At 69.1% G+C, this 22,839-nt stretch carries 20 protein-coding genes; 7 read left to right on the top strand and 13 right to left on the bottom strand.

Going from position 1 to position 22,839, the window contains the following annotated elements; translation table 11 throughout:
• Position 1: 1 nt before the first annotated feature.
• The 6 genes from EXU32_RS02850 to EXU32_RS02825 form a co-directional block, all read right to left on the bottom strand.
• Positions 2–1,267, bottom strand: coding sequence for an ABC transporter permease (locus tag EXU32_RS02850; protein WP_130628539.1), 1,266 nt, complete (start codon positions 1,265–1,267; stop codon positions 2–4).
• Positions 1,264–2,364 (bottom strand): ABC transporter permease, encoded by a 1,101-nt coding sequence (locus EXU32_RS02845; protein WP_130628538.1) that lies wholly within the window; start codon positions 2,362–2,364, stop codon positions 1,264–1,266. Before EXU32_RS02845 ends, EXU32_RS02850 begins: the two co-directional genes overlap by 4 nt.
• Entirely contained in the window at positions 2,361–3,911 is a 1,551-nt protein-coding gene (locus EXU32_RS02840) for an ABC transporter ATP-binding protein (protein ID WP_130628537.1), read from the bottom strand. Before EXU32_RS02840 ends, EXU32_RS02845 begins: the two co-directional genes overlap by 4 nt.
• Positions 3,912–4,028: 117 nt before the next feature.
• Positions 4,029–5,066, bottom strand: a complete 1,038-nt coding sequence (locus EXU32_RS02835) for a BMP family lipoprotein (RefSeq protein ID WP_165399554.1) — start codon at positions 5,064–5,066, stop codon at positions 4,029–4,031.
• Between the two features lie 159 nt (positions 5,067–5,225).
• Positions 5,226–6,422 (bottom strand): amidohydrolase, encoded by a 1,197-nt coding sequence (locus EXU32_RS02830; RefSeq protein ID WP_130628535.1) that lies wholly within the window; start codon positions 6,420–6,422, stop codon positions 5,226–5,228.
• Between the two features lie 67 nt (positions 6,423–6,489).
• Positions 6,490–7,581, bottom strand: a complete 1,092-nt coding sequence (locus tag EXU32_RS02825) for a mannose-1-phosphate guanylyltransferase (RefSeq protein ID WP_130628534.1) — start codon at positions 7,579–7,581, stop codon at positions 6,490–6,492.
• Between the two features lie 100 nt (positions 7,582–7,681).
• Between EXU32_RS02825 and EXU32_RS02820 the strand changes: the two genes are divergently transcribed.
• Positions 7,682–8,839: a glycosyltransferase family 4 protein gene (locus EXU32_RS02820; RefSeq protein WP_130628533.1), complete on the top strand. Its 1,158-nt coding sequence runs from the start codon at positions 7,682–7,684 to the stop codon at positions 8,837–8,839.
• A 64-nt stretch (positions 8,840–8,903) separates the two neighbouring features.
• Entirely contained in the window at positions 8,904–9,395 is a 492-nt protein-coding gene (locus EXU32_RS02815; protein ID WP_130628532.1) for a MarR family winged helix-turn-helix transcriptional regulator, read from the top strand.
• On the opposite strand, the gene EXU32_RS02810 is transcribed toward EXU32_RS02815, so the two are convergent.
• From EXU32_RS02810 to EXU32_RS02795, 4 genes are all read right to left on the bottom strand, one after another.
• On the bottom strand, positions 9,364–9,897 hold the full coding sequence (locus EXU32_RS02810; RefSeq protein WP_130628531.1) for a 2'-5' RNA ligase family protein: 534 nt from the start codon (positions 9,895–9,897) through the stop codon (positions 9,364–9,366). The two genes, EXU32_RS02815 and EXU32_RS02810, sit on opposite strands and share 32 nt — an antisense overlap.
• Positions 9,898–9,900: 3 nt before the next feature.
• Positions 9,901–10,908 (bottom strand): tryptophan--tRNA ligase, encoded by a 1,008-nt coding sequence (gene trpS / locus EXU32_RS02805; protein ID WP_130628530.1) that lies wholly within the window; start codon positions 10,906–10,908, stop codon positions 9,901–9,903.
• A gap of 5 nt (positions 10,909–10,913) precedes the next feature.
• Positions 10,914–13,163 (bottom strand): glycosyltransferase, encoded by a 2,250-nt coding sequence (locus tag EXU32_RS17635; RefSeq protein ID WP_165399552.1) that lies wholly within the window; start codon positions 13,161–13,163, stop codon positions 10,914–10,916.
• A gap of 68 nt (positions 13,164–13,231) precedes the next feature.
• Entirely contained in the window at positions 13,232–13,822 is a 591-nt protein-coding gene (locus tag EXU32_RS02795; RefSeq protein WP_130628528.1) for a hypothetical protein, read from the bottom strand.
• A gap of 253 nt (positions 13,823–14,075) precedes the next feature.
• Between EXU32_RS02795 and EXU32_RS02790 the strand changes: the two genes are divergently transcribed.
• From EXU32_RS02790 to EXU32_RS02770, 5 genes are all read left to right on the top strand, one after another.
• The gene (locus EXU32_RS02790) at positions 14,076–15,167 is read left to right on the top strand and encodes an acyltransferase family protein (RefSeq protein WP_165399551.1); all 1,092 of its coding nucleotides are present in this window, start codon (positions 14,076–14,078) and stop codon (positions 15,165–15,167) included.
• Between the two features lie 111 nt (positions 15,168–15,278).
• Positions 15,279–16,271, top strand: a complete 993-nt coding sequence (locus tag EXU32_RS02785) for a glycosyltransferase (RefSeq protein ID WP_165399550.1) — start codon at positions 15,279–15,281, stop codon at positions 16,269–16,271.
• Positions 16,268–17,392: a glycosyltransferase family 4 protein gene (locus EXU32_RS02780; RefSeq protein ID WP_165399549.1), complete on the top strand. Its 1,125-nt coding sequence runs from the start codon at positions 16,268–16,270 to the stop codon at positions 17,390–17,392. The genes EXU32_RS02785 and EXU32_RS02780 overlap by 4 nt, the downstream gene beginning before the upstream one ends.
• A 4-nt stretch (positions 17,393–17,396) precedes the next feature.
• Entirely contained in the window at positions 17,397–18,488 is a 1,092-nt protein-coding gene (locus tag EXU32_RS02775) for a glycosyltransferase family 4 protein (protein WP_130628524.1), read from the top strand.
• 16 nt (positions 18,489–18,504) lie between these two features.
• Positions 18,505–19,362 carry a glycosyltransferase family A protein gene (locus EXU32_RS02770; RefSeq protein WP_130628523.1) on the top strand — a complete coding sequence of 286 codons (858 nt, stop codon included), beginning with the start codon at positions 18,505–18,507 and terminating at the stop codon, positions 19,360–19,362.
• 11 nt (positions 19,363–19,373) lie between these two features.
• Here EXU32_RS02770 and EXU32_RS02765 read toward each other — a convergent pair whose 3' ends face one another.
• The 3 genes from EXU32_RS02765 to EXU32_RS02755 are packed head-to-tail and all read right to left on the bottom strand — an operon-like array spanning position 19,374 to position 22,777.
• Positions 19,374–20,231: an alpha-1,2-fucosyltransferase gene (locus EXU32_RS02765; protein ID WP_130628522.1), complete on the bottom strand. Its 858-nt coding sequence runs from the start codon at positions 20,229–20,231 to the stop codon at positions 19,374–19,376.
• Positions 20,232–20,243: 12 nt separating this feature from the next.
• Positions 20,244–21,806 (bottom strand): lipopolysaccharide biosynthesis protein, encoded by a 1,563-nt coding sequence (locus tag EXU32_RS02760; protein ID WP_165399548.1) that lies wholly within the window; start codon positions 21,804–21,806, stop codon positions 20,244–20,246.
• Positions 21,803–22,777, bottom strand: coding sequence for a UDP-glucuronic acid decarboxylase family protein (locus tag EXU32_RS02755; protein ID WP_242612863.1), 975 nt, complete (start codon positions 22,775–22,777; stop codon positions 21,803–21,805). Before EXU32_RS02755 ends, EXU32_RS02760 begins: the two co-directional genes overlap by 4 nt.
• Between the last annotated feature and the right edge of the window lie 62 nt (positions 22,778–22,839).

Below are 22,839 nucleotides of genomic sequence, written 5' to 3'. Positions count from 1 at the left end.
GTCAGTGCCCCTCTCCTCGTCGATAGACCTTGCCGTTGGCCGCCGGCATCCGCAGGCGTTGGCTGGCGAAGGCGAGGACGAGCAGTGTCGTCAGGTGGGGGGCAAATCGGGTGACCTCGCCCGGGATGCTGTCGCTGACCGCCCACAGGACCATGACGACCACACCGGTGACGATGGCGATGGCGCCTTGCACGTGCGCGTGGCGTCGCAGGATCTGCCAGAGGCCGATGACGAGCAGCAGGACCCCGATGAAGAGCAGCATCGCGTGCAGCGCCGAGCCTCCACCGCGCAGCTGCAGGGCGTCCATGTAGCCGAAGAGGCCCGAGCCCATGAGCACGCCGCCCGGGCGCCAGTTGCCGAAGATCATGGCCGCGAGGCCGATGTAGCCGCGCCCACCGGTCTGGTCCTCGCGGTAGGCGTTGGAGGCGACCATCGCGAGGAAGCCACCGCCGAGGCCGGCGAGACCGCCGGACGCGGTGACGGCGATGTACTTGTAGAGGTAGACGTTGATGCCGAGGGTCTCCGCGGCGACCGGCGACTCGCCGCAGGAGCGCACCCGCAGGCCGAAGGCGGTGCGCCACAGCAGCCACCAGGTGCCGGCGAGGAGGAGCAGCGCGATGACGGTGAGCAGGGACAGGTCGGTGGTCGCCGCGCGCAGCATGGCGGCCAGCTCGGAGACGAAGAACCACCCCTTGTCCTCCACGCTCTTCAGCGGTTCGGACAGCCCCGGGATGCCGACCCGCGGGAGCGAAGGGAGGGGCGGCGACTGGACGTCGCTGCCTCCCTTCAGGTCGCCGAAGAAGCGCGCGGCGAGGTAGCTCGCGACGCCCAGGGCGACGATGTTGAGGGCGACACCGGAGACGATGTGGTCGACGCCGAAGGTGACCGTGGCCAGCGCGTGCACCAGCCCACCGAGCGCACCGCAGACGACGGCGCCGACGACTCCCATCCACGGGCCGCCGTGGATGGCGCCGAAGGCCGCCCCCCAGGTGCCGAGGATCATCATCCCCTCGAGGCCGATGTTGATGACGCCCGCGCGCTCGGACCACAGACCGCCCAGTCCGGCGAGGGCGAGGGGCATGGCCCAGGCGAGGGCCGCGCCCAGGGTGCCGGAGGAGGAGATGTCGTCCTGACCGGTGATCATCCGGATGATCGACAGGACGACGAGCAGGGCGGCGAGGCCCAGGGGCCAGGCCCAGAAGGGGATGCGCCGCGTGGCCGGCGTGGCCGGGGCGGTCTCGATCTCGGTGCCGACGCTGAGGGTCATGCCGCAGCTCCTTCCGGGGTGGCGGTGTCGAGCTGGCGGGTGACCTGCTTCTGCTCCAGCCGCCGCTCGAAGCGGGCGACGACCTCGTAGGCGATGACGACCGCGAGGAGGATGACGCCCTGGATGATGTAGACGAGCGCCGGTGAGACGCCGGCCTGCAGCTGCAGCCCGTCGCTCGCCTTCTCCAGCCACGACCACAGCAGTGCGGCGAAGGCGATGCCGACGGGATGGTTGCGTCCCAGGAGCGCGATGCCGATGCCGATGAAGCCGACGCCCTCCTGGAAGTTCAGGCCGTAGCTGTGGTCGGCGCCGAAGAAGGCGGGCATGCTGATCAGGCCGGCGACGGCGCCGGAGGCGATCATGGCGATGAGCACCATGCGCGGCACCTTGACGCCGCTGGCCACAGCGGCCGTCTCGGACTCCCCGGTGGCCCGCACGTCGAAGCCGAAGCGGGTGCGGTTGATGACGAACCAGTAGACGATGCCGACGAGGATCGCGAGCACGAGGAGGGTGTACACCCGGTTGGGGGCGTCCGCGACGAGCTTGAAGCCCTCGAGCTGGCTGGACTCCGGGATCTGCGTGGTGTTGCGGGTGTTGCTGCCCTCGGCGCGGGTGCCCCAGCTGCGCAGCCCCCAGCCGACCAGGCCGGCCGAGATGGTGTTGAGCATGATCGTCGAGATCACCTCTGAGACACCGCGGGTCACCTTCAGCCAGCCGGCGATGCCCGCCCAGAAGCCGCCGACGAGCATGGCCACGAGCATGGCCAGGACGATGTTGAGGCCGCCCGGGAGCCAGGCCTGCCCGGCGACGAGCGCCGCGGCGAAGGCCGCGATGCGGTACTGGCCGTCGACACCGATGTTGAAGAGCTTCATCTTGAAGCCGATCGCGACGGCGACGGCGGCGATGTAGTAGGTGATGGCGCTGTTGAAGATGTTGACGAGCGTGCGCGGGCGCGGCTCGGACAGCAGCGTGGACCACACCTTGCCCACGGGGTCGCCCACGGCGACGAGCACGAGGGAGGTGATGACGAAGGCGACGACGACGGCGAGCACCGGCGCGGCCAGGGTCAGCACCAGGCGGCGCGGAGTGAACTTCATGAGGCGTCCTTCCCGGCGCCGGTCATGGCGCTGCCCAGCTCCTGGCTCGTGACCACGTCGGGGTCGAACTCCCCGGTGATGCGACCACGTAGGATGACCTTGATGGTGTCGGAGAGGCCGATGAGCTCCTCGAGGTCGGCGCTGATGAGCAGGACCGCCAGGCCCTCTCTGCGCGCCTCACGGATGAGATCCCAGATCGCCGCCTGGGCGCCGACGTCAACCCCTCGGGTCGGGTGCGAGGCGACCAGCACCTTGGGGGCATGGCTCATCTCGCGGCCGATGATCAGCTTTTGCTGGTTGCCACCGGACAACGACCCCACGGTGACGTGGATGCTGGGCGTGCGCACGTCGTACTCACGCACGATCCGCTCGGTGTCGGTCCGTGCAGCGGCGTTGGTGAGGATGCCGTTCTTGGATGCCGGCTCCTGTGTCTGGTGACCGAGCATCCGGTTTTCCCAGAGGGGCGAGTCCAGCAGCAGACCCTGGCGGTGGCGGTCCTCGGGGATGTAGCCGACACCCGCCTCGCGGATGCGGCGCACGTCCCAGTCGGAGATGTCGGTGCCCTCGAGCTCGATCCGTCCGCGGGCGGGCTCACCCATGCCCATGACGACCTCGACGAGCTCGGCCTGGCCGTTGCCCTCGACACCTGCGATGCCGACGACCTCACCGGCGTGCAGGTCCAGGGTGACGTCCTCGAGCACAGTGCGGCCGGCGCCGGCGAGGGTCACGTCGGCGATCGAGAGCACGACCCTGTCGGTGACGGTGGACTCCTCGGTTTGCGGCGTCGGCAGCTCCGAGCCGACCATGAGCTCGGCGAGCTGGCGCGAGGTGACGTCCTGAGGCAGGACGGTGTCGATGGTCATCCCCCGGCGGATGACGGTGACCCGGTCGGCGACCGACAGGACCTCGTCGAGCTTGTGGGAGATGAAGAGGACGGTGATGCCCTCACGCTTGAGCTCGCGCAGGTTGCCGAAGAGCTCGTCGACCTCCTGCGGGACGAGCACCGCGGTGGGCTCGTCGAGGATGATCGTGCGGGCGCCGCGGTAGAGCACCTTGAGGATCTCCACCCGCTGTCGGGCGCCGACTCCCAGGTCGGCGACGAGGTCACGCGGGTCGATCCCGAGGCCGTACTCGTCGGAGATGCGGGTGATCTCGGCGCGTGCACCCGCGCCGATGCCGTGCAGCTTCTCCGCCCCGAGGACGACGTTTTCGGTGACCGTGAGGTTGTCGGCGAGCATGAAGTGCTGGAAGACCATGCCGACGCCGTGCTTGATCGCGTCCGCGGGGCTGTGCAGCGAGACGCTCTCGCCGTTGATCCGGATGGTGCCCTCGTCGGGGCGCTGCACCCCGTAGAGCATCTTCATCAGGGTCGACTTGCCCGCACCGTTTTCACCCACGATCGCGTGGACCGTCCCCCGGGCCACCGCGAAGGTGACGTCCTGGTTGGCGATGACGCCGGGGAAGCGCTTGGTGATCCCCTCGACCTCGACGGCCAGGTCGGTGGCGTTGCCGGCTGCCGAAGGGGGGTCAGTGACGGTCGTGCTCATGGTGCCTCCGTGGTGCATCAGCGACATGGGTGCGCAGGCGAAGGGTAGCGCCCGCGGACGGGACGGGGCCCGATCACACGCGTCGCGTGTGATCGGGCCCCGAGCTGCCCGTCAGCGTCACTTCGCGGGAACGGTGATCTTCCCGTCGATGATCTGCTGCTTGTAGTCGTCGAGCTGATCCGTGATGTCGTCGATCTTGCCGCCGGTCGTCGTGTAGCTGACGCCGCCGTCCTTGAGGTCGAACTCTTGCGGACCGGACATCTGCTCGCCGTCGACGGAGGCCTTGATGTAGTCGAAGACCGCGACATTCACGTTCTTGACCATCGAGGTGATGATGACGTCCTGGACGTCCTTCTCCGCGGTCTTGGCCTGGTCGGAGTCGACACCGATGGCCATCTTCTTGTTGGCCTTGGCCGCCTCGAAGACACCCGCACCGGAGCCACCGGCCGCGTGGTAGATGACGTCCGCGCCCTTGTCGTACATGCCCTCGGCGGCCGTCTTGCCCTTTGCCGGGTCGGCGAAGCCGGAGCCGTCCTCGGCCAGGTACTTGGTCTGGATCTCGATCTTGGGGTCGACGGCCTTGGCGCCGGCCTTGAAGCCCGCGTCGAACTTGTTGATCAGCGGCACGTCCATGCCACCGATGAAGCCGACCTTGCCGCTCTTGGACTTCAGCGCCGCCGCTGCGCCGACGAGGAAGGAGCCTTCGTTCTCGGCGAAGACGAGCTGGGCGACGTTGTCGCCCGCGGAGTCGGCCGAGGCGTCGTCGACGATCGCGAAGGAGATGTCGGGGTTGTCCTTGGACGCGGCACCGATCGCCTTGGCGTAGATGAAGCCGACACCGACGATGTTGGTGCAGTCGGCGTCGACGAGCTGGTTGAGGCGGTCCTCGCGAGCCGCGTCATTTTCGCCCTGGCTCGCCTCGACCTCCTCGATCTGGACCCCGAGCTCGTCCTTGGCCTGGTCCAGGCCCTTGGCTGCGGAGTCGTTGAACGACTGGTCGCCACGGCCACCGACGTCGTAGGCGAGGCAGGCCTTGATGTCGCTGCCGCCGTCTGCGCCAGAGGTGGCGTCGCCGCCCGAGTCACTGCCACCGCACGCGGTGAGGGCCAAGGCGGCCACGGACAAGATCGATGCGGCCTTCACGGTGTGGCGCAAGGCGCTCTCCTTCTCAGCAGGGGTGTATCGGCACGCACGTGCCATCCCGGGATGCTACGACGCGGTAGCCCGCACACCAGAGGCGATGTGGTGGATGGGACCAACTGTTATGAGACCGCGACCGTCGCAGGCGCCGGGAGGGATAACCCTCCCCGTCGCTCAGTCGCTCTCGACGCGGGTCCACTCCCCCGCGGCTGCGAGGCTCAGCAGCGCGGTGCCGTTGCGCACGGCGCCCTCGTCGACGACGAGGTCGCCCTGGTGCAGGTCGAAGCTGCGGCCTCCGTGGGTGCGGGTCCCCAGACGGGCCATCGCCCCCTCGGCCTCGTGCAGCATCCATGCGAAGTCCTCGCCGCCGAGGCTGTGCGGCGTCGGCACCGGCCGCAGACCGGCGGCCATCGTGGCCCGACCGAGCGCCGCGACCGCAGCCGGGTCGTTGACGACGGGCGGCACCCCGCGCACGTGATCGATCGTCGCCGCGACGCCGTAGGGCCGCACGACGTCCTCGACGACCTCGTGCAGGAGCGGACCGATCCTGTCCCAGACGCCGACGTCGAGCATCCGCACGGTCCCCTGGGCGACACCGGTGGACGGGATGACGTTGATCGCCTCGCCCGCGGAGACCCGGCCCCACACGACGACGAGACCGGCCCGTGGGTCGACCCGTCGACTCAGCACCGCCGGGACGTCGGTGATGACCTTGGCTAGGGCATAGGTGAGGTCCTCGGTGAGGAAGGGGCGGGAGGTGTGACCACCCCGCCCGCGCAGCGTGACCGTCACCTGGTCGGCCGCGGCCGTGAGCGCTCCCTCGCGCAGGCCCACCTCCCCGACGTCGAGGGAGGGGTCGCAGTGGACGGCGTAGGCCGTGTCGACACCGGACATCACCCCCGACTGGACGAACTTCAGGGCGCCACCGGGCATCTGCTCCTCGGCGGGTTGGAAGATCAGGCGGACCCCGACATGACGCGCGGCGAGCTCGTCGGCCACCTCGGCGAGCGCCAGCCCGGCGCCCAGGAGGACGGTGGCGTGCACGTCGTGGCCGCAGGCGTGGCAGACGCCGTCGACGGTCGAGGTCCAGTCCAGGCCCGTGCGCTCACGGACCGGCAGGGCGTCGATGTCGCCGCGCAGGGCGACCCGGCGACGCGGCTCGCTGGCCCCCAGGTCCACGACGAGCCCCGTCTCGCTGACAGACCTCGGCGCCAGCCCGGCCGCCTCCAGGCGCTCGCGCAGCCTGGCCGTCGTGCGGTGCTCCTGGAAGGACAGCTCGGGGTGGGCGTGCAGGTCCCGACGGAAGTCGACCAGCTCGGGGACGAGGTCGTCGATGACGCGCAGGAGCGTCGGGGCGAGGGGGGCAGTCATGGCGTGGCGACTCTACCGAGGTCAGGTCGTCACGACGGGGAGGTGACCATCGGGTGAACCGAGCGGGTCACACGAGGTCGGATCGACCGGCGGCCTTGAGCGCCTCGACGACGAGCTTGACGTCCTGGGCCCGCTCACGGCTGGCGACCAGGAGCGCGTCGGCGGTCTCGACGACCACGACGTCCTCGAGCCCCACGACGGCGACCATCCGGCCGGACTCGGAGACCACGAGACCACCGGAGTCGATGGCCTGCACCTGGGCAGGGTCACCGACGACGGTCATCGAGCCCTCTCCCTTCGGCAGCAGCCCGGACAGCGACTTGAAGTCGCCGACGTCGTCCCAGTCGAAGTCGCCGGGCACGACCGCGACGAGGCCCTCGTCGGCTGCCGGCTCGGCCACCGCGTGGTCGATCGCGATCTTCTCCAGCCCCTCCCACCGCTCCTCGAGCAGAGAGGGGTCGGCCGCGATCTCGCGCAGGCCGGCCGCCAGGTCGGGGTGCCACTCGGCGAGCAGGTCGAGCAGCCGCGTGGCTCGCACGACGAACATGCCTGCGTTCCAACGGAACTCACCCGTGGCCAGGTATGAGGCGGCGCGGCGGGCGTCGGGCTTCTCGACGAACTGGCGCACCCGGGTGGCCGTGGGGTGGGCGCGCAGCCGCGGGCCCATCTGGATGTAGCCGAAGCCGGTGGAGGGGTAGGTCGGCTCGATGCCGATCGTCACCAGCAGGTTGTCGCGCTGGGCGACACCGACGGCCTCGGTGACGGCCCGACCGAAGGCCGCTTGGTCCGTGATGACGTGGTCGGCCGCGAAGGAACCGATGATCGCCTCGGGGTCACGCAGCTCGAGCACGGCCGCGGCCAGCCCGATCGCGGCCATCGAGTCACGCGGTGAGGGCTCGGCGAGCAGCAGGTCCGCCGGCAGGTCGGGCACCTGCCGGGACACGGCCTCGGCATGGGCTCTGCCGGTCACCACGAGAACCCGCTCCCCGGCGAGGACGCGCAGCCGGTCGACGGTGGCCTGGATCAGGGTGCGTCCGCTGCCGGTGAGGTCGTGCAGGAACTTGGGCGAGGAGGCCCGGGAGACCGGCCACAGGCGCGTCCCGGCACCACCGGCGGGCACCACGGCCCAGAAGCGCTCGAGATCGGGAGTCGTCGTCATGGGCGCACCGTACCCGGACGACCAAGACGTCACCTGATGCTCACCGGACACCCCCCTTCAGGTCACCGGTCCGGGCAGGGCCGCGAGGACAGTGAAAACCGTGAGAGTGGCAATTGCGACCGAGTCCTTCCTGCCCAGCCTCAACGGCGTGACCACGAGCGTCTGCCGGGTGGCCGAGAACCTGCGCGAGCAGGGCCACAAGGCGATGATCATCGCGCCGGGCCCGGCGCCGGCGACCTTTGCCGGTCACACCGTGCGGACCCTGCCGGCGGTGCCGGTGCGCGGCTTCCGCGCGGGAGTGCCGACGGGTGCGGTGCGGCGAGCGCTGCGCGACTTCCGCCCCGACGTCGTCCACGTCGCCTCCCCCTTCCTCGTGGGTGCTCGTGGCCTGCACGCCGCCGAGCACTTCGACCTGCCGACGGTCGCGATCTACCAGACGGACATGCCCAACTACGTCAAGCAGCACGGCCCCGGTGCCTTCGGTCGCGGCGCCTCCTCGCTGACCTGGGAGTGGGTGCGGCGCCTCCACGAGCGCGCCGACCTGACGCTCGCCCCGAGCCGGCCGACCCTCGAGGAGCTGCGCGCCCACCGCATCCCCCGCACCGATCTGTGGGGCCGCGGGGTCGACACCCGCTTGTTCACCCCCGAGTGGAAGCAGGACAGCGAGACGCTCGCCCTCAAGCGCGCGCTCGCGCCCAACGGTGAGCTGCTCCTCGGCTACGTCGGACGACTCGCACCGGAGAAGGAGCTGCACCGGCTCGCGGAGCTCGCCCAGCTGCCCGGCACGCGCCTGGTGCTCGTCGGCGAGGGCCCGAGCCGCAACGAGCTGGGCGCTCGTCTCGCCGAGGCCGTCGCCTCGAGCTCGGGGCGACCCAACCTGCCGCCCGCCTTCCTCGGCCCGCGCACGGGCGAGGACCTCGCTCGCGCGTACGCGACCTTCGACATCTTCGTCCACACGGGCACCAAGGAGACCTTCGGGCAGACCCTGCAGGAGGCCGCCGCAGCCGGCCTGCCCGTGGTCGCTCCCGCCGTCGGCGGACCGCTGGACCTCGTCGCCCACGGTGAGAGCGGCTACCTCTTCGACCCGGAGGTGCGGGGTGACCTCGCCCGCTGGGTCGCCGAGCTCGTCGACTCGCCGACCCAGCGCGAGCGGATGGGTGGGCACGGCCCGGCGATGGTGGCCCAGCGCTCGTGGAGCAGCCTGACGGAGCAGCTCGTCGGTCACTACGAGGGCGCGATCTCCTCGCACGCCGCCTGAGGACGAAGGGAGGATCCCCCCTCGCCTCGTCGCACCCGAGCGGAGGGTCTGGGATGATCCGGGCATGGAACCACGCTGGCTCGACGATGACGAGATGCGCACCTGGCTGCAGGTGATCGCCCTCGCCGAGGTCCTCCCCGCTCGCCTGGACGCCCAGGTGCGTCAGGACTCGGGGCTGACGCACTTCGAGTACCAGGTGCTCGCGATGCTCTCCGAGGCCCCGGAGCGGACGCTGCGCATGTCGTGGCTGGCCCGGCGCGCCAACTCGACGCTCCCCCGCCTCTCCCACGTGGTCAAGCGTCTCGAGGACCGCGGGCTCGTCTCCCGCTCACGCAGCGACCTCGACGCCCGGGCCACCGACGCCGTGCTCACCGATGAGGGCTGGGCAAAGATCGTGTCGGCGGCACCCCACCACGTCAGCTTTGTCAGGGAGCACGTGCTCGACCAGCTGACGCCCGGTCAGGTGCGGGCACTCGGTGAGATCGCCGGCGCCGTCCTCAGGAGCCTGGACCCGTCCGGGGACCTCACGATGAGGGCTGCAGACGCTCCCCACTGAGCGCGAAGGCCGTGACGGGCCGCCACACGCCATCGTCCCCGTGGTCGTAGAGGTGGAAGTCCTCGACCTCGAAGCTGGTGTCGAAGAAGGCGAGCTCGTCGAAGGCCCGGTCCAGACCCGGGTCGGCGATCCCGTGCGCGATGGTCACGTGCGGGTGGTACGGGAACTCGAGGTCTCGTGAGACCGGCCCGCGGCGCACCGCCTGCTCGAGGCGCTCGCACATCGGGATGCCCTGGGCCACCTGGACGAAGACGACCGGGCTGACCGGACGGAAGGTGCCGGTCCCACGCAGCCGCATGGAGAAGGGGCCGTGCTGCTTGGCCACGCTCTCGAGGTGGGTGCGGAAGCGGTCCATCTCGGACTCGGCGATCTCGGTCGGCGGCATGAGCGTGATGTGCGGCGGGATCGCCTGCGCCAGAGGGTCTCCGACGTCCTCACGCAGCTGCTGCAGCTGCGCGCACCACGGCTCGGGAACCGCGATCGACACACCGTGGACGGCCACCGGTCAGATCCTCGGTGCCAGCAGCCCGACGCGGTCGTACACGCGGTCTCGGGTGGCCGAGGCGACCTCGGAAGCGCGGGCGGCTCCCTTCGCCAGGATGTTGTCGAGCTCGGCCGGGTCGGACATCAGCTCGTCCATGCGCTGCTGGTAGGGCTCGAGGGCGGTCACGACGACGTCGGCGACCTCCTGCTTGAGGTCCCCGTACCCCTTGCCGGCGAAGCTGGTCTCGAGGTCCGCGATCGACGTGCCCGAGAGCGCCGAGTGGATCGACAGCAGGTTGGACACACCGGGCTTGGCCTCGGCGTCGTAGCGGACCTCGCCCTCGGCGTCGGTGACGGCCGAGCGGATCTTCTTGGCGATCCGCTTGGGGTCGTCGAGCAGCGAGATCAGGCCCTTGTCGGAGGAGCTGCTCTTGCTCATCTTGGAGGTCGGCTCCTGCAGGTCCATGATCCGCGCCGACTCCTTGAGGATGTGCGGCTCGGGGACGACGAGGGTGTCGCCGAAGCGGGCGTTGAAGCGCTCGGCGAGGTCGCGGGTGATCTCCAGGTGCTGGCGCTGGTCGTCGCCGACGGGGACGCGGGCGGCGTCGTAGACGAGGATGTCGGCGGCCATGAGGATCGGGTAGGTGAAGAGCCCGACGTTGGCGTTGTGGCCCTTGGTCGTCTTGTCCTTGAACTGCGTCATGCGACTGGCCTCACCGAAGGCGGTCTGGCAGGCCAGTACCCACATCAGCTCGGTGTGCTCGCGGACGTGGCTCTGGCAGAAGATCGCCGAGCGCTCGGGGTCGACGCCACCGGCGATGTACTGGGCCGCGGTGACCCGGGTGCGGCGGGTGATGTCGGCCGGGTCCGTCGGCACGGTGAGCGCGTGCAGGTCGGCGACGAAGTAGTAGGCGTCGAAGTCCTCCTGCAGTCCGACCCAGTTGACGAGTGCCCCGAGGTAGTTGCCGAGGTGCAGGGAGTCACTGGTGGGTTGCATCCCCGAGAGGATGCGCTGCTTGGCCGTCGTCATGTGCGTCATTGTGACAGTTGGGTGACGGCCTTCTGCAGCCGCTCCGCGAAGCGCTCCGGGGAGAAGGCGTCGACGTGCGCCCTGACCGCCTCCGAGTCCCACGTGCTCTCCCGCGTGGCAATGACGGCCCGACGGATCGCCTCGGCGGTCGGCTCGTCGAAGAAGGTGCCGTTGACCCCTTCGGCGATCGTGTCGAGGTAGCCGCCCGCCCTCAGCGCGAGGGTCGGCTTGCCGAAGGCCCCAGCCTCGAGGGGCGTCAGTCCGAAGTCCTCGTGGCTCGCGGCGACGAGCGCGACCGCGTGCTCGTAGGCCCAGCGCATCTGGGCGTCGCTCAGGTTGGTCGCGATGCGCACGTTGTCGGGGGCGCTGGTCCGCAGCTGGTCCAGGAGCGGACCGGCGCCGATGACGAGGAGGCGCTCGGGCAGGCCGGCAAAGGCCTCGATGACGACGTCGACGTTCTTGTACGGCATCAGCCGGGAGACGACGAGGTGGAAGCCGTCGGTCCAGTCAGCAGCCTCGGGCACCGGCTCACGCTCGCCAGCGGTGTCCACGGCGAAGGGAGGCGGCAGTACTTCCGCGTCGGTGCCGTACGCGTCGCGGATGCGCTCGCGGACGACATTGCTGTTGGCGAGGTAGGCGTCACCCGTGCGGGCCGCCCGCTGATCCCAGGCACGAAGGGGGGCCCGTAGCGCGAGCAGCGCCAGCCCGACCGGTGAACGGCGGGGGTCGCTGCCGAGGTAGCGCTCGGACTGGTAGAGCCAGCGGGCCGGTGCGTGGCAGTAAACGAGCTTGCGTCCGGTCGTGGGGAACCCGTGCGCCCACCCGCTGCTGCTGGCGATGACGAGGTCGGCGTCGATGCGCAGGCGGCTCGAGGCGAAGGGGAGGAAGGGCAGCGCGGCCCGGTGGTTGCGGCGCAGCGGGCCGACGCGGTTGAGCGGGCTGACCCGGATGTCGTGGTCGCGGAACTCCGGGAAGGTTGCCGCAGGGTCGTAGAGCGTCGTGTGGATCGTGGCGCCGGGGAAGGCACGGGCCATCTCGAGGACCACCCGCTCCGCTCCCCCACGTTGGGTCAGGTAGTCGTGGGCGATGGCCACGCGTGGCCGGGTCAGGCCGGCAGCCTCCCGCCAGACCCTGGTGAGGGTGTCCATGCTCGGTCCGATACCCAGCGCGGTGCGGGCCCGCTCCCAGCCGGCCCGCCCCCTTCGCTCGGACTCGTCAAGGTCGGACAGGGCGGTGTCCATGGCTGTCGCGAGCGCGTCGACATCTCGGGGCGGGACGAGCCAGCCCACGGGCTCGGCGCCGCCCAGGACGATCTCGGGGACGCCACCTGCGTCGGTCGCGATGACCGGGACCCCGCGGGCCATCGCCTCGGCCACGACCTGGCCGTAGGGCTCCGGGACGGGCGAGGCGTGGACGGCGAGGGTCATCCGGTCGAGCTCGGCGCTCGGGTGGGCGCTGAATCCGGGCAGCTCCACCCGGGTGCCCAGGCCGAGCTGCTCGATCTCGCGACGGATCTCCTGCTCGTGCTCCTCCTGGCCAAACATCGGCGAGCCGATGATGCGGAAGGTCACGTCGGGGTGCCGCTGTGCGATCCGGCCGGCCGCGCGGACGAACTCGAGCTGGCCCTTGGTCGGCGAGATGCGTCCGATGATCCCGACGATGCGGCGGTCCGGCTGGGGGCGGGGCGACGACGCGATCTGCTCCGGCGCGAGGCCGGGGTAGGCGACGGTCAGCCCGCGAGCACCGGGGAGGGTCGCGGCGGTGGCGCGGGAGTTGGCGATGACACGCTGCGGCGCGGTCCGCGCGACGGAGCGCATGAGGTGCACGAGGGGCGAAGGGAGGTAGTCCGGCGCGATGCGGTCGCGGACGTGCCAGACGAGCGGGAGTCCGGCCAGACGTGCCGCGGGCACGCCGAGGAGGTCGGCCTTGAGGGTGGTCGTGTGGACCACGTCCACGTCCATCTCGCGCAGGCGGTTGGCCAGCCTCCGGACGAAGGGGACTGCCCCCACCACGGAGGTCAGCGCGGTCCGCAGGCCGGCCGCCTCGTGTCGGGTCGTCGTGCCCAGAGCCTCGTCGATGGGCAGCACCTCGACCTCGTGCCCCCGCTCGCGGAGCCGTCCGACGAGCGGGCCGTCCGCGAAGAGCAGGACCCGCACCTGCACGTCATCGCGCTCGGCGAGCGCGTCCATCTGACGCACCAGCGCCAGCTCGACTCCCCCTAGTTCGGCCGTGTGGTCGAGGATCGCTACCCGCACCGGTCTGATCGACTTCCCCCCACAAACTGACATCACTGAACGAAGCCTAGATGTTGGAGCCGTTGCCTTTAGCGCCTCGTGAGGAGGGCCCACTCCATCGGGCACGGCCGGTGCTCGTCGAGGACGCGCGCCGTGTGTGAGGTCAGCTCCGGGTAGTCCGCTTCTCTCCGTGGCCTGGTGGCGACGAGCCGCGCCTCATGGGTATCGCGGAAGCGAGCCAGGATGGTCCCCTTGATCGATGGATCGACGAAGTCGTGGAGCTCGACCAAGTGGTCGACACGGCTCAGCGCCGGTGCCACGTCGGGGTCCAGCAAGGCCAGCTCCCCTCCCTCGATGTCCATGAGCACCAAGGTCCTGCCCTCTGGGACATCTGTCAGGTCCTGCGGCGTGAATGTGCCTCGCACCTCCACGCGCACCGAGTTGAGCTGCGCCATCGACGCACAGAGCTCACGACCCGCTGGGCTCGTCTCGTATGCGATGACCTTCGCCTGCGGGCACCTCAGTGCAAACCCGACTGCGTAATACCCCTCAGCAGCCCCGACGTTGATGATGACGTCGTAGTTCGCGGCAACCAGCTGCTCCACCGTCTCGTGGAGCTCCTCCTCATAGGAGCCGAGGACCTTCGCCCCCAGGTCTCCGTAGGCTTCGACATACTTCATCCCTCGGAAGGGCCCGCGCTGCACGACCCAACCAGCAGACTCAGCCACCGAGATGCCCGCTGCCGTGTCGCGTCGATGGCGCCTGCGCGCCGTGACGGCTGACGGGCGCAGGCGATAAACCGATCGGCCCGCCGCGAAGAGTGGCGGCGGAAGATGGCTTCGCAGCTGTTCCTTCAGTGCCATGCAGGCAGCATGGCAGCACAGCCACTCGAATAGTGCCTCACTGTCTCGAACTTCCTCGTACTCTTCCCTTGTGACGGCGGGGCCCTCTGCGCGGACCTATTGGCCGGGGCTGGACGGGCTCCGGGGCATCGCTGCGCTCGCAGTCATCATCTTCCACGCGGGTCTCGGACCCGCTGTCAACGGGTACGTCGGTGTGGATGTCTTCTTTGCCCTCTCCGGCTTCCTGATCACGTCATTGCTGTTGGTCGAGGCTCAACGCCACGGCCGCATCCGGCTGTTGAGGTTCTACACGCGCCGGATGCTGCGCCTCTGGCCAGCGCTGGTCGCCACGTGCATCCTCGTCATTGCAGCGGCTGCCGCCACCGGGCAACTCAGCGAGGCGGCCCCCGGCACATTGGCGGTGCTGTTCTACCTCGGGAACTGGTGGATGTACACCGGACGTTCAGCGCCCCTGCTCGACCACACGTGGACCCTCGCCATCGAGGAGCACTTCTACGCGGTGTGGCCCGTGCTCCTGATCGGCCTGTGCTCTCGCCGCCGTGCGTTGAGAGCCTTTGCCGTGATCGCAGCAGTCGTGGGCGTCGCTCTCATCTTCACTCCGTGGCCCGAGCCGATCACCGACGTGCGCGGTACATATCTGCGGGGTTTCCCCATCATCTGGGGCTCGCTCTTGGCATGGGTGGTTTCCCGGCGTCGCGAGGCCACCTCCAGTCGAGCGCTGGGCACCATCGGCAACGGCGCCCTCTTGGTTCTCCTTGGTGTTCTGCTGATCCCATGGACCTTGCCAGAGCGCTGGCTCACCGGGCCGAGCAGTGGGACGGGCATCCTGTCGTTGTTCGTCCTTGCAGGCATCGTCCTGTCGCCACGATCCGCGGCCGCAACTCTCTTGGCCTGGCCTCCACTGCGATGGGCGGGCACCCGCTCGTACGGCCTGTATCTGTACCACTTCCCCGTCCTCCAGGTCCTGCGGCATCACGTGCAGGTAGGGCCCGAGTGGTTCCGGATGGTCGTCGGAATCATGGCAACGATCATCATTGCCGAGGCCTCCTTCCGCTGGCTGGAAGCGCCCTTCCTCCGCCTCAAGGACCGGCTCGGACGCCACACCGCCTCGGTCCCGAACCTCCCTCTCGGCCCGCGGACCGCGACCGACTCCCGCGGCTAGAGTGACGCCATGGCGGGGAACGATCCGGGGGCTGCACTCCGCAAAGGTGCCGTCGATTCCGAAGACGTGGCACGGCGGGTGCATTGGTTGACCTTGTACACCTCTGTGCCCATGGGGCAGCAGACCTACGAGACGAGCATCCAGCAGGCGATCCTCGACCTAGCGGAGCCCGGGTGGGACTTCCGCGCGGCCAGCGTCGGCAGCGGTCGCAGCGCTGCCACCTACCGCGTGCCGCACCGGGTGCTCGACCACCCGATCGGCGCACGCGCCGTGGGGACCATTACCGGCCTGGGGTCCGATCTGGTGCACCGGTTCGACCTGCGAGTCCCCGGCCCACAGCGACCGCACGTTCTGACCCTCCACGACCTCCCCCCAGCACGCTTCCCGGACGAGGGACGCCTCCCTGACTGGTGCATGCGCCCCCTCCGTGACGACGTCGAGGTGATCTGCCCGTCCGAGTTCGCCGCACACGAGGTCCGTGAGCTCCTCAGCGCGCAGCGAGTGAGCGTCATCCCCTACGGCGTCCGGCCAAGCTTCCAGCAGCCCGCACCACTCGACGCCTCCGCACTCAGGGGCCTCGGGATCACCAGGCCCTTCTTCGTACATGCCGCCGGCGTCACCCGCCGCAAGAATCTCGAGGGCCTTGCGAGCGCGTGGGAGCTGGTGGCTCCTGCACTCACGGACCACGAGCTCGTGCTGCTCGGCCCCCCCTCGGGACGTCGCGAAGAACTCTTCGGCCATCTCCCCCGGGTCGTCCTAGCAGGCAAGATCGAACTCGACCGTGTCGGTCGGGTGATGGCCGCCGCTGAGGCCGTCGTCGTGCCGAGCATCTACGAGGGCTTCGGGCTCCCGACACTCGAGGGTATGGCGGTCGGCACCCCCGTGATCGCGGTCGACCGCGGGGCGACACCAGAGGTCGCAGACGGCAATGCCCTGATGACCGAGCCCGATGGTGCCGCGATCGCCGAGGCCATGCGCGCCGTCGGTCGTCGAGAGATCGATCGTGATGACCTCGTGCGGCGCGGACTCGACCGGGCCGCGACCTTCGCGTGGGACAAGGCCGCGCGCGCCCACCTCGACGTCTACCGCAAGGTGCTCGGGTGAGCGCCTACCAGCGACTGCGGATCTGGTTGGCCCCCAGTGCCTTCCACCCTTCACGTGGCGGGGTCGAGGAACTGACCCTGCAGCTTGCCCGCGACTACCAGCAGCGCGGCCATGACGTCACCGTCGTCGTGCATCGACACCCTCGCGTCCTCCCCACCGAGGACCTCGTCGAGGGCGTTCGAGTCCGGCGCCTGGATCTCGACTTGCCCGGCTCCCACCCCGCGCGCCTCCTGACCTACCCGCTCGCCCTGCGCAAGCAGCTGGCATCCCTGGACGCGCTCGGCCCACGACCCGACATCGTCCACGTGCAGTGCGCCGCCAACCAGGTCCTTGCGCTCACGGCGTGGAGCACCCTTCGACGCGTGCCCCTCGTGCTGACGACGCAGGGCGAGGTGACGATGGACGCCGGTCGGATCTATGAGCGCAGCCTCCAGGTCCGCACGAGCCTGCGGATCGGCTCGGTCCGCGCCGCCGCACTCACGGCTTGCTCTCGCCGAGCCGGTGACGATGCTGCGACCGTCGCGCGACCCTTCGAGGGATGCGACGTCGTCCCCAACGGTGTTGACCTGTCCCAGTGGACGACCACTCCCCTACCGGCAGCACCCGTCTTCGCCGCGTGGGGCCGGCACGTCCCGCAAAAGGGTTTTGACCTGCTCATCGAGGCGTTCGCGCGCGTGCGTCGCGCACTCCCCGACGCCGTGCTGCGCATCGGCGGCGATGGCCCGGAGAGCAGCCGACTGCAAGCGATGGCTGGCCCCGGGGTGGAGTTCCTCGGCCCCCTCGACCGAAAAGGGGTGGGGAGCCTGCTCGAGAGCGCTCGCGTCGTCGTGGTGCCGAGCCGCTTGGAACCCTTCGGCATCGTCGCCGTCGAGGCGATGGCCGCAGGACGCGGGGTCGTCTGGAGCACCAACGGAGGACTCGCCGATGCCACCGGCGGCCTGGGCCGGGGTGCGGACCCGACTGACGTGGAGGCTCTCTCTGAGGCCATGGCGTCGGCACACCGTGATCCGCTCGAGCCCGAGACGGCAAGACGGCACGCAGAGTCATTGTCGTGGAGCCGAATCGGTACGCGCTATCTCGACCTGTACGCGTCCGTGATCCAACCCGCCGGGAGGGTGTGACTGCATGCGCGTCCTCATGTGGATCAACAGCGGGTCTGAGATCCCCGGCGGCCACCGGGTCCAGCTGCAGCAGACGGCTCGGGCACTGCGCGCGCTGGGTGTTGAGGTCGACGAGCACGATGGGCCTTTCCTGCCCGACGGCGACTGGGACATCGTCCACGGGTTCCAGCTGAGCGCCGGCGAGGTAGCACAGGCCCGGCAGCAGGGATTCCCCGTCGCGATGTCGACGATCTATGTCGGGCTGGCCTACGGAACCGCAGCAGGTGGTGGCGGCCCGACGCTGCGTGACGGAGCGGGTCGTACCTACCGCGGCATGCGGTACCTCCGTGCGAGCCTGCGTGGTCGCGAGCCTCTGACCCGACTGGCGACCCTCGAGATGGAAGACCAGCTCGACCGGATGCGCGCCTGGTCCATGGCCGACGTCCTGCTTCCCAATGCTGAGGGCGAGGCCCGGCACATCCGCGATGACCTAGGGGTGCTCACGCAGACGTCCATCGTGCCGAATGCGATCGATGCACGCCTCTTCGCCCCGGGATTCGATCGCCCTCGACTGGCCGGCACGGTGCTGAGCGTGGGCCGCATCGAGCCGCACAAGGGCCAGCTCGCCGTCATCGAGGCACTCCGTGGCCTGCCGGACGTCACGCTGACCATCGTGGGACCCACGCACCCTCATCACCGCGAATACGCCAATCTGTGCCGAACTGCGGCGACGGACAACGTGACGCTCCTGTCGGGCGTCGAGCACAACGAGCTGCCTGACCTGTACGCCCGTCACCACACCCACGTCCTGGCCTCCTGGTACGAGACGACCGGCCTGGTCTCGCTGGAAGCCGCGGCCTCCGGCTGCACGATCGTCACCACCGACCGGGGGCACGCCCGTGAGTACCTCGGCGACGACGCCCGGTACTGCGACCCCGCCGACCCCGCAACCATTCGCCAGACCACCCTGGCCGCGCTCGGCGACAGCGCCTCTGCCAGCCTCCGCGACCGCGTGACCTCTCAGTTCACGTGGGAAGACACCGCTCGAGCCACGTTGGCGGCCTACGAGCGCGTCGTCGCCCTTCGCGGTCCCCGCACATCCGCGGCCGCCGACTGACGCGGAGACGATCCAAATGGAGCCACCTCTCGTCACTGTCGTCATCCCGACGTTCAACGACGCCCCCGAACACCTGCGGAAGTCCGTCACCTCGGCTCTGCAGCAGTCGTATGAGCCGCTCGAGATCGTCGTAGTGGACGACGGCTCAAGCTCACCGGTGACCGCGCGCGAACTTGGGAACCCCCGAGGTGTCGAGATCATCCGGCAGTCGAACTCAGGGCCGGGTGAGGCAAGAAACGCGGGGATCCGAAGTGCTCGGGGTGAGTTCATCCTTCCACTGGACGGGGACGACTGGATCGAACCCGACACGGTCAAGCTGTTGGTACAGGCCTTGGAGACCAGTGACGCTGTCGCGGCGTTTCCGAAGGTCCGCAGGTTTGGAGCTGCGGACGGGGTCCAGGATGCGCCCCCGATCGTCCGTCTGGAGGACATAGCGGTCACCAATCAAGTGGTCGCATGTGCCCTATACCGTCGGCAGGTGTGGGAAGACGTGGGGGGATACCGAACGACCGACATCATGGACGAAGACTGGTTCATGTGGTTGAAGGTCCTTGGACACACGCGGGGAACCATGATCCAAGTCCCCGACGCTGTGCTCCACTACAGGCTCCGTCCGAGATCGCGCAGCGAGGGGCGCGCGACGCAGGCGGGCAGTGTCCAGCGCGCTTTCGTCGACTTACGGCCGGATCTCGCTAATGACCTATTCCTCGCGGCTGCCCTGGAGGCGCAAGTACTGAAGAGCGAGCTAGAAGACCTGAGGGCCTTCCACAACGCGTGGTCGCCCCGCGTTGCCCCCTTGCTACGACTCAGGGGCCAGGCGCGGAGACTACTACGGGCTTACGCTGCGGAGCCCCGAGGACGACGCCGACACTGAGCTCTCAGGACTCAGGAGTCCCAACCGCCCGGGATATTGGACACGATGTCCCACCGCGGATCGAGGGATGGCCACGGCGTTCCGTCGAAGGGCCTCGTACCGAAGGCCGGAGCGTGGATCAGCGCGTGATTGTCGCCGTAAAGGTGGTTGCTGATGTATGCGGCCCAGATGGAAAAAGACGAGTTCATGATGACGAGCTCCCGTGAGCGGGCGACACAGGTGAGATCATCCATGGGTCCCCCCGACTCGACGAAGTGCATGATGTGCTGCCCACCATCGAGATGGGACAACCGTTCGCGGCACCACGCCAGGTCATCGGACACGACGCGGATCTCCTCGGGGGCGCGCCCCTCGGCTCGCAAACGCTTGAGCACAACCTCGATGTACGCGACCTGGTCGAAGCTGAACTTGCCCCGCACCTCTGGGTCCGAAAAGTAGTCCCCACGACGCACGTTCAGTGTCACCCCACGCGCCAGCTCGACCGTGGGCGCGAACAGCTCCGACGGCATCAAGTACCGCTCGATGAAGTACGTGAGCTCATCACGGGTCGGCCCCTCCGGTCGCCCCACGGCCGTGATGTCCTCCCAGGAAGTCAGATCGCGATGATCCGAGAGCCTCACGTCTTCACGCCCGATTGTCAGCTCCGACGCGAGCAGCGGAAAGTACTCGAGCCAGCGAGTTGAGCGGGCGCTTCGCACCAAGCACAGGTCGGCCCCTCGCTGCCGCTGAGCACTCGCCCAAAGGCAGAAGAAGAGCTGGTTGCCGAAACCGGCCCACGGAGGCAGATCCTTGATCACGCGCGTCGAAGGACTGAACCACCTGACAACGCCCCCGACAACCGTGCGCGCCGTTGATCGATAACGCACCATGCGGCGATCCTCTCACTCGTGACGGCGTGGATCTGAGACCAGCCCAACACACATACGGGCCGGCCGTCGCAGTCGCCCAGGAACCGCCTTAACGAGCGCCTCACGGTCAGAAGTGGTCAGGCCAGTGCGGGACACCCGAACGGCCAGTATGAAGAGGGTCAACGACAGAAGGCCACCGACCGGCGACGAGATCCAGGCAGGCGCTGACACGTGTGCCATCCAACCAAACCAGACGACGTGGATCGCCACGATCGCGGCGAGCACAGGGGCGAAGGCCCGCGCCATCTCGGACCGGTCGACCTCGTAGGCGCGCATCTCGAGCACCACCATGAGCAGAGCCCGTACGAGCGTGCCCACCACCATCGAGGCAACGGCGCCCCAAGCACCCCACCACGGGATCGATGCCAGGGCAACGGCCGCCATGCTGACGAGTGCGACGAGATTGATTCGGAGGTAGCTGCCGCCGCGCAAGCGGGCCATGAGGGATGCGTAGGAGCCCGACCCGACGATGACGATGCCAGCGGCGCACGACATGACCACAAAGTAGTCCGCGCTCGCGGCGAACTGCACCCCGTAGATCCACGGGATCAGCGCCCCCAGCGCGGGGAGACCGCAGGAGAGAACGACACCCGCCATGATCGCTGCCACCCGCGTCACCCGGAGCAGACCGCCGCGCGCGTGCTCCTCCCCGCGTTCGCGCAGGGCGGCGAATGCCGGGAGGAGCGGGCCGACCGCTGCCTGCACGGGCGCGAGGATCTGGACCGCCAGACCGAAGGCCAGTGCGTAGAGGCCTACCGTCACCGAGTCGTCCAGCCACTCGAGGAAGAAGATCTGCACCCTGTCCGTCACGAGCTGGCTCACCAGGACGGCCGCCCCGGTGGGAATCGCGAAGATCCAGAAGTCGCGGGGCAGGCTCCACGGGGTCCGCGGCCGGAGCGCGGCCCGCCGCAGTCGTGGCGTAAGGGCGAGCAGAGGCAGTGACATAAGGACGCCAGTGGCGACGATGCGTGCGGTCCACACCGCCGAGGCGGTCGGACGGACGAGCACCGTCGTCACGACGATCACTTGGGTCACCAGGTTGCTGATCATCGCGATCTGGGCTGCCCGATCTGAGCGGTGCTGGGTCGCCAGCAGGATCGGTCCCGCCTGCAGCACTGCGGGACCGAAGATGCCGAAGACGATCGCCAGGAGGAGAAAGGGCCACGGCACGTCGACCACAACTGCGACGACGACGGCGACGAGTGGCGCCGCGACGAAGATGTTGTAGCCCTGCGCGCCGGAGACCAGCCGATCCACGTCGTGTGTTCGTCCTGCTTCGGAGGCCTTAGTAACGAATTGCATGAGAGCAGAACCGACACCGAGCGAGGCGGCAGCCGTTGCCAGCGCGAGGATCATCGTGAGGATCGCCAGACGACCGTAGTCCACCGCGCCGAGACTGCGCGCCACGACGACGTTAGCCAAGAAGGCAATGGGTACCGAGACCGCGACGTGGACCACCGTCCACGCCGTGCCGTTGATCAGCCCTTGGCCGACCCCGCGTCTAGCGGGTGGCGGCACATCGAGGGCTCCTGTCACGACGTGGGCAGCGCAGCGAAGTAGTCGATGGTGCGCTGCAGCCCGGCCCGCAACTGAGCCCGCGGCTCCCACCCGAGGACCTCGGTGGCCTGCGTGATGTCGGGACGTCGCCTGGTCGGGTCGTCCTGGGGCAGCGGCAGGTGGACGAGCTCGGAGCTGCTGCCGGTCAGCTCGAGCACGAGCTCGGCGAGCTCGAGCATCGTGAACTCGACCGGGTTGCCGATGTTGATCGGACCGGTCACCTCGTGCGGAGTCGCCATCAGCGACATCAGCCCGTCGACCATGTCGTCCACGAAGCAGAAGGAGCGGGTCTGGCTACCGTCGCCGTACATCGTCAGCGGCTCGCCCGCGAGTGCCTGGACGATGAAGTTGGAGACGACCCGACCGTCGTTGGGCTGCATCCGAGGACCGTAGGTGTTGAAGATGCGGGCGACCTTGACCGGCATGTCGTGCTGACGGCGGTAGTCGAAGAAGAGCGTCTCCGCGCAACGCTTGCCCTCGTCGTAGCAGGACCGGATGCCGATCGGGTTGACGTTGCCCCAGTAGTCCTCGGTCTGGGGGTGCACCTGCGGGTCGCCGTAGACCTCCGAGGTCGAGGACAGCAGGATCTTGGCCTTGGTGCGCTTGGCCAGACCGAGCATGTTGATCGAGCCCAGGACGCTCGTCTTCGTGGTCTGGACAGGGTCGCGCTGGTAGAAGATCGGGCTCGCGGGGCAGGCCAGGTGGTAGATCTCGTCGACCTCGACGTACAGCGGGAAGGTCACGTCGTGACGCAACAGCTCGAAGTTGGGGTGCTCGAAGAGGTGCGTCAGGTTGCGGCGGGTGCTCGAGTAGAAGTTGTCGACCACGAGCACCTCGTGCCCTTGCTGGAGGAGTCGCTCCGCGATGTGCGACCCGATGAACCCGGCCCCACCGGTCACCATCACCCGTCGTGGCGCCTGCGTCTGCTCATGTTCGGTCGGCTCAGTCACGGCGCCAGCGTATCGGGCGGCGTGACGGGCGGGGCCGGTTGCCGACTACCCTGAGGCTCCGG

Origin of the sequence: Janibacter limosus (assembly GCF_004295485.1) — a bacterium.
GTDB classification, from domain to species: Bacteria; Actinomycetota; Actinomycetes; order Actinomycetales; family Dermatophilaceae; genus Janibacter; species Janibacter limosus_A.
This window is presented reverse-complemented; position numbering and strand designations above follow the sequence as displayed.

What these genes read in the sequence shown, in the direction of transcription:
- EXU32_RS02825 (WP_130628534.1), bottom strand. Translation starts at nt 7,581, where the DNA reads ATGACGACGACTCCCGATCTCGAGCGCTTCTGGGCCGTGGTGCCCGCC.
- EXU32_RS02850 (WP_130628539.1), bottom strand. Translation starts at nt 1,267, where the DNA reads ATGACCCTCAGCGTCGGCACCGAGATCGAGACCGCCCCGGCCACGCCG.
- EXU32_RS02830 (WP_130628535.1), bottom strand. Translation starts at nt 6,422, where the DNA reads ATGACTGCCCCCCTCGCCCCGACGCTCCTGCGCGTCATCGACGACCTC.
- EXU32_RS02785 (WP_165399550.1), top strand. Translation starts at nt 15,279, where the DNA reads ATGGGGCAGCAGACCTACGAGACGAGCATCCAGCAGGCGATCCTCGAC.
- EXU32_RS02815 (WP_130628532.1), top strand. Translation starts at nt 8,904, where the DNA reads ATGGAACCACGCTGGCTCGACGATGACGAGATGCGCACCTGGCTGCAG.
- EXU32_RS02770 (WP_130628523.1), top strand. Translation starts at nt 18,505, where the DNA reads ATGGAGCCACCTCTCGTCACTGTCGTCATCCCGACGTTCAACGACGCC.
- EXU32_RS02845 (WP_130628538.1), bottom strand. Translation starts at nt 2,364, where the DNA reads ATGAAGTTCACTCCGCGCCGCCTGGTGCTGACCCTGGCCGCGCCGGTG.
- EXU32_RS02775 (WP_130628524.1), top strand. Translation starts at nt 17,397, where the DNA reads ATGCGCGTCCTCATGTGGATCAACAGCGGGTCTGAGATCCCCGGCGGC.
- EXU32_RS02795 (WP_130628528.1), bottom strand. Translation starts at nt 13,822, where the DNA reads ATGAAGTATGTCGAAGCCTACGGAGACCTGGGGGCGAAGGTCCTCGGC.
- EXU32_RS02840 (WP_130628537.1), bottom strand. Translation starts at nt 3,911, where the DNA reads ATGAGCACGACCGTCACTGACCCCCCTTCGGCAGCCGGCAACGCCACC.
- trpS (WP_130628530.1), bottom strand. Translation starts at nt 10,908, where the DNA reads ATGACGACGGCCAAGCAGCGCATCCTCTCGGGGATGCAACCCACCAGT.
- EXU32_RS02765 (WP_130628522.1), bottom strand. Translation starts at nt 20,231, where the DNA reads ATGGTGCGTTATCGATCAACGGCGCGCACGGTTGTCGGGGGCGTTGTC.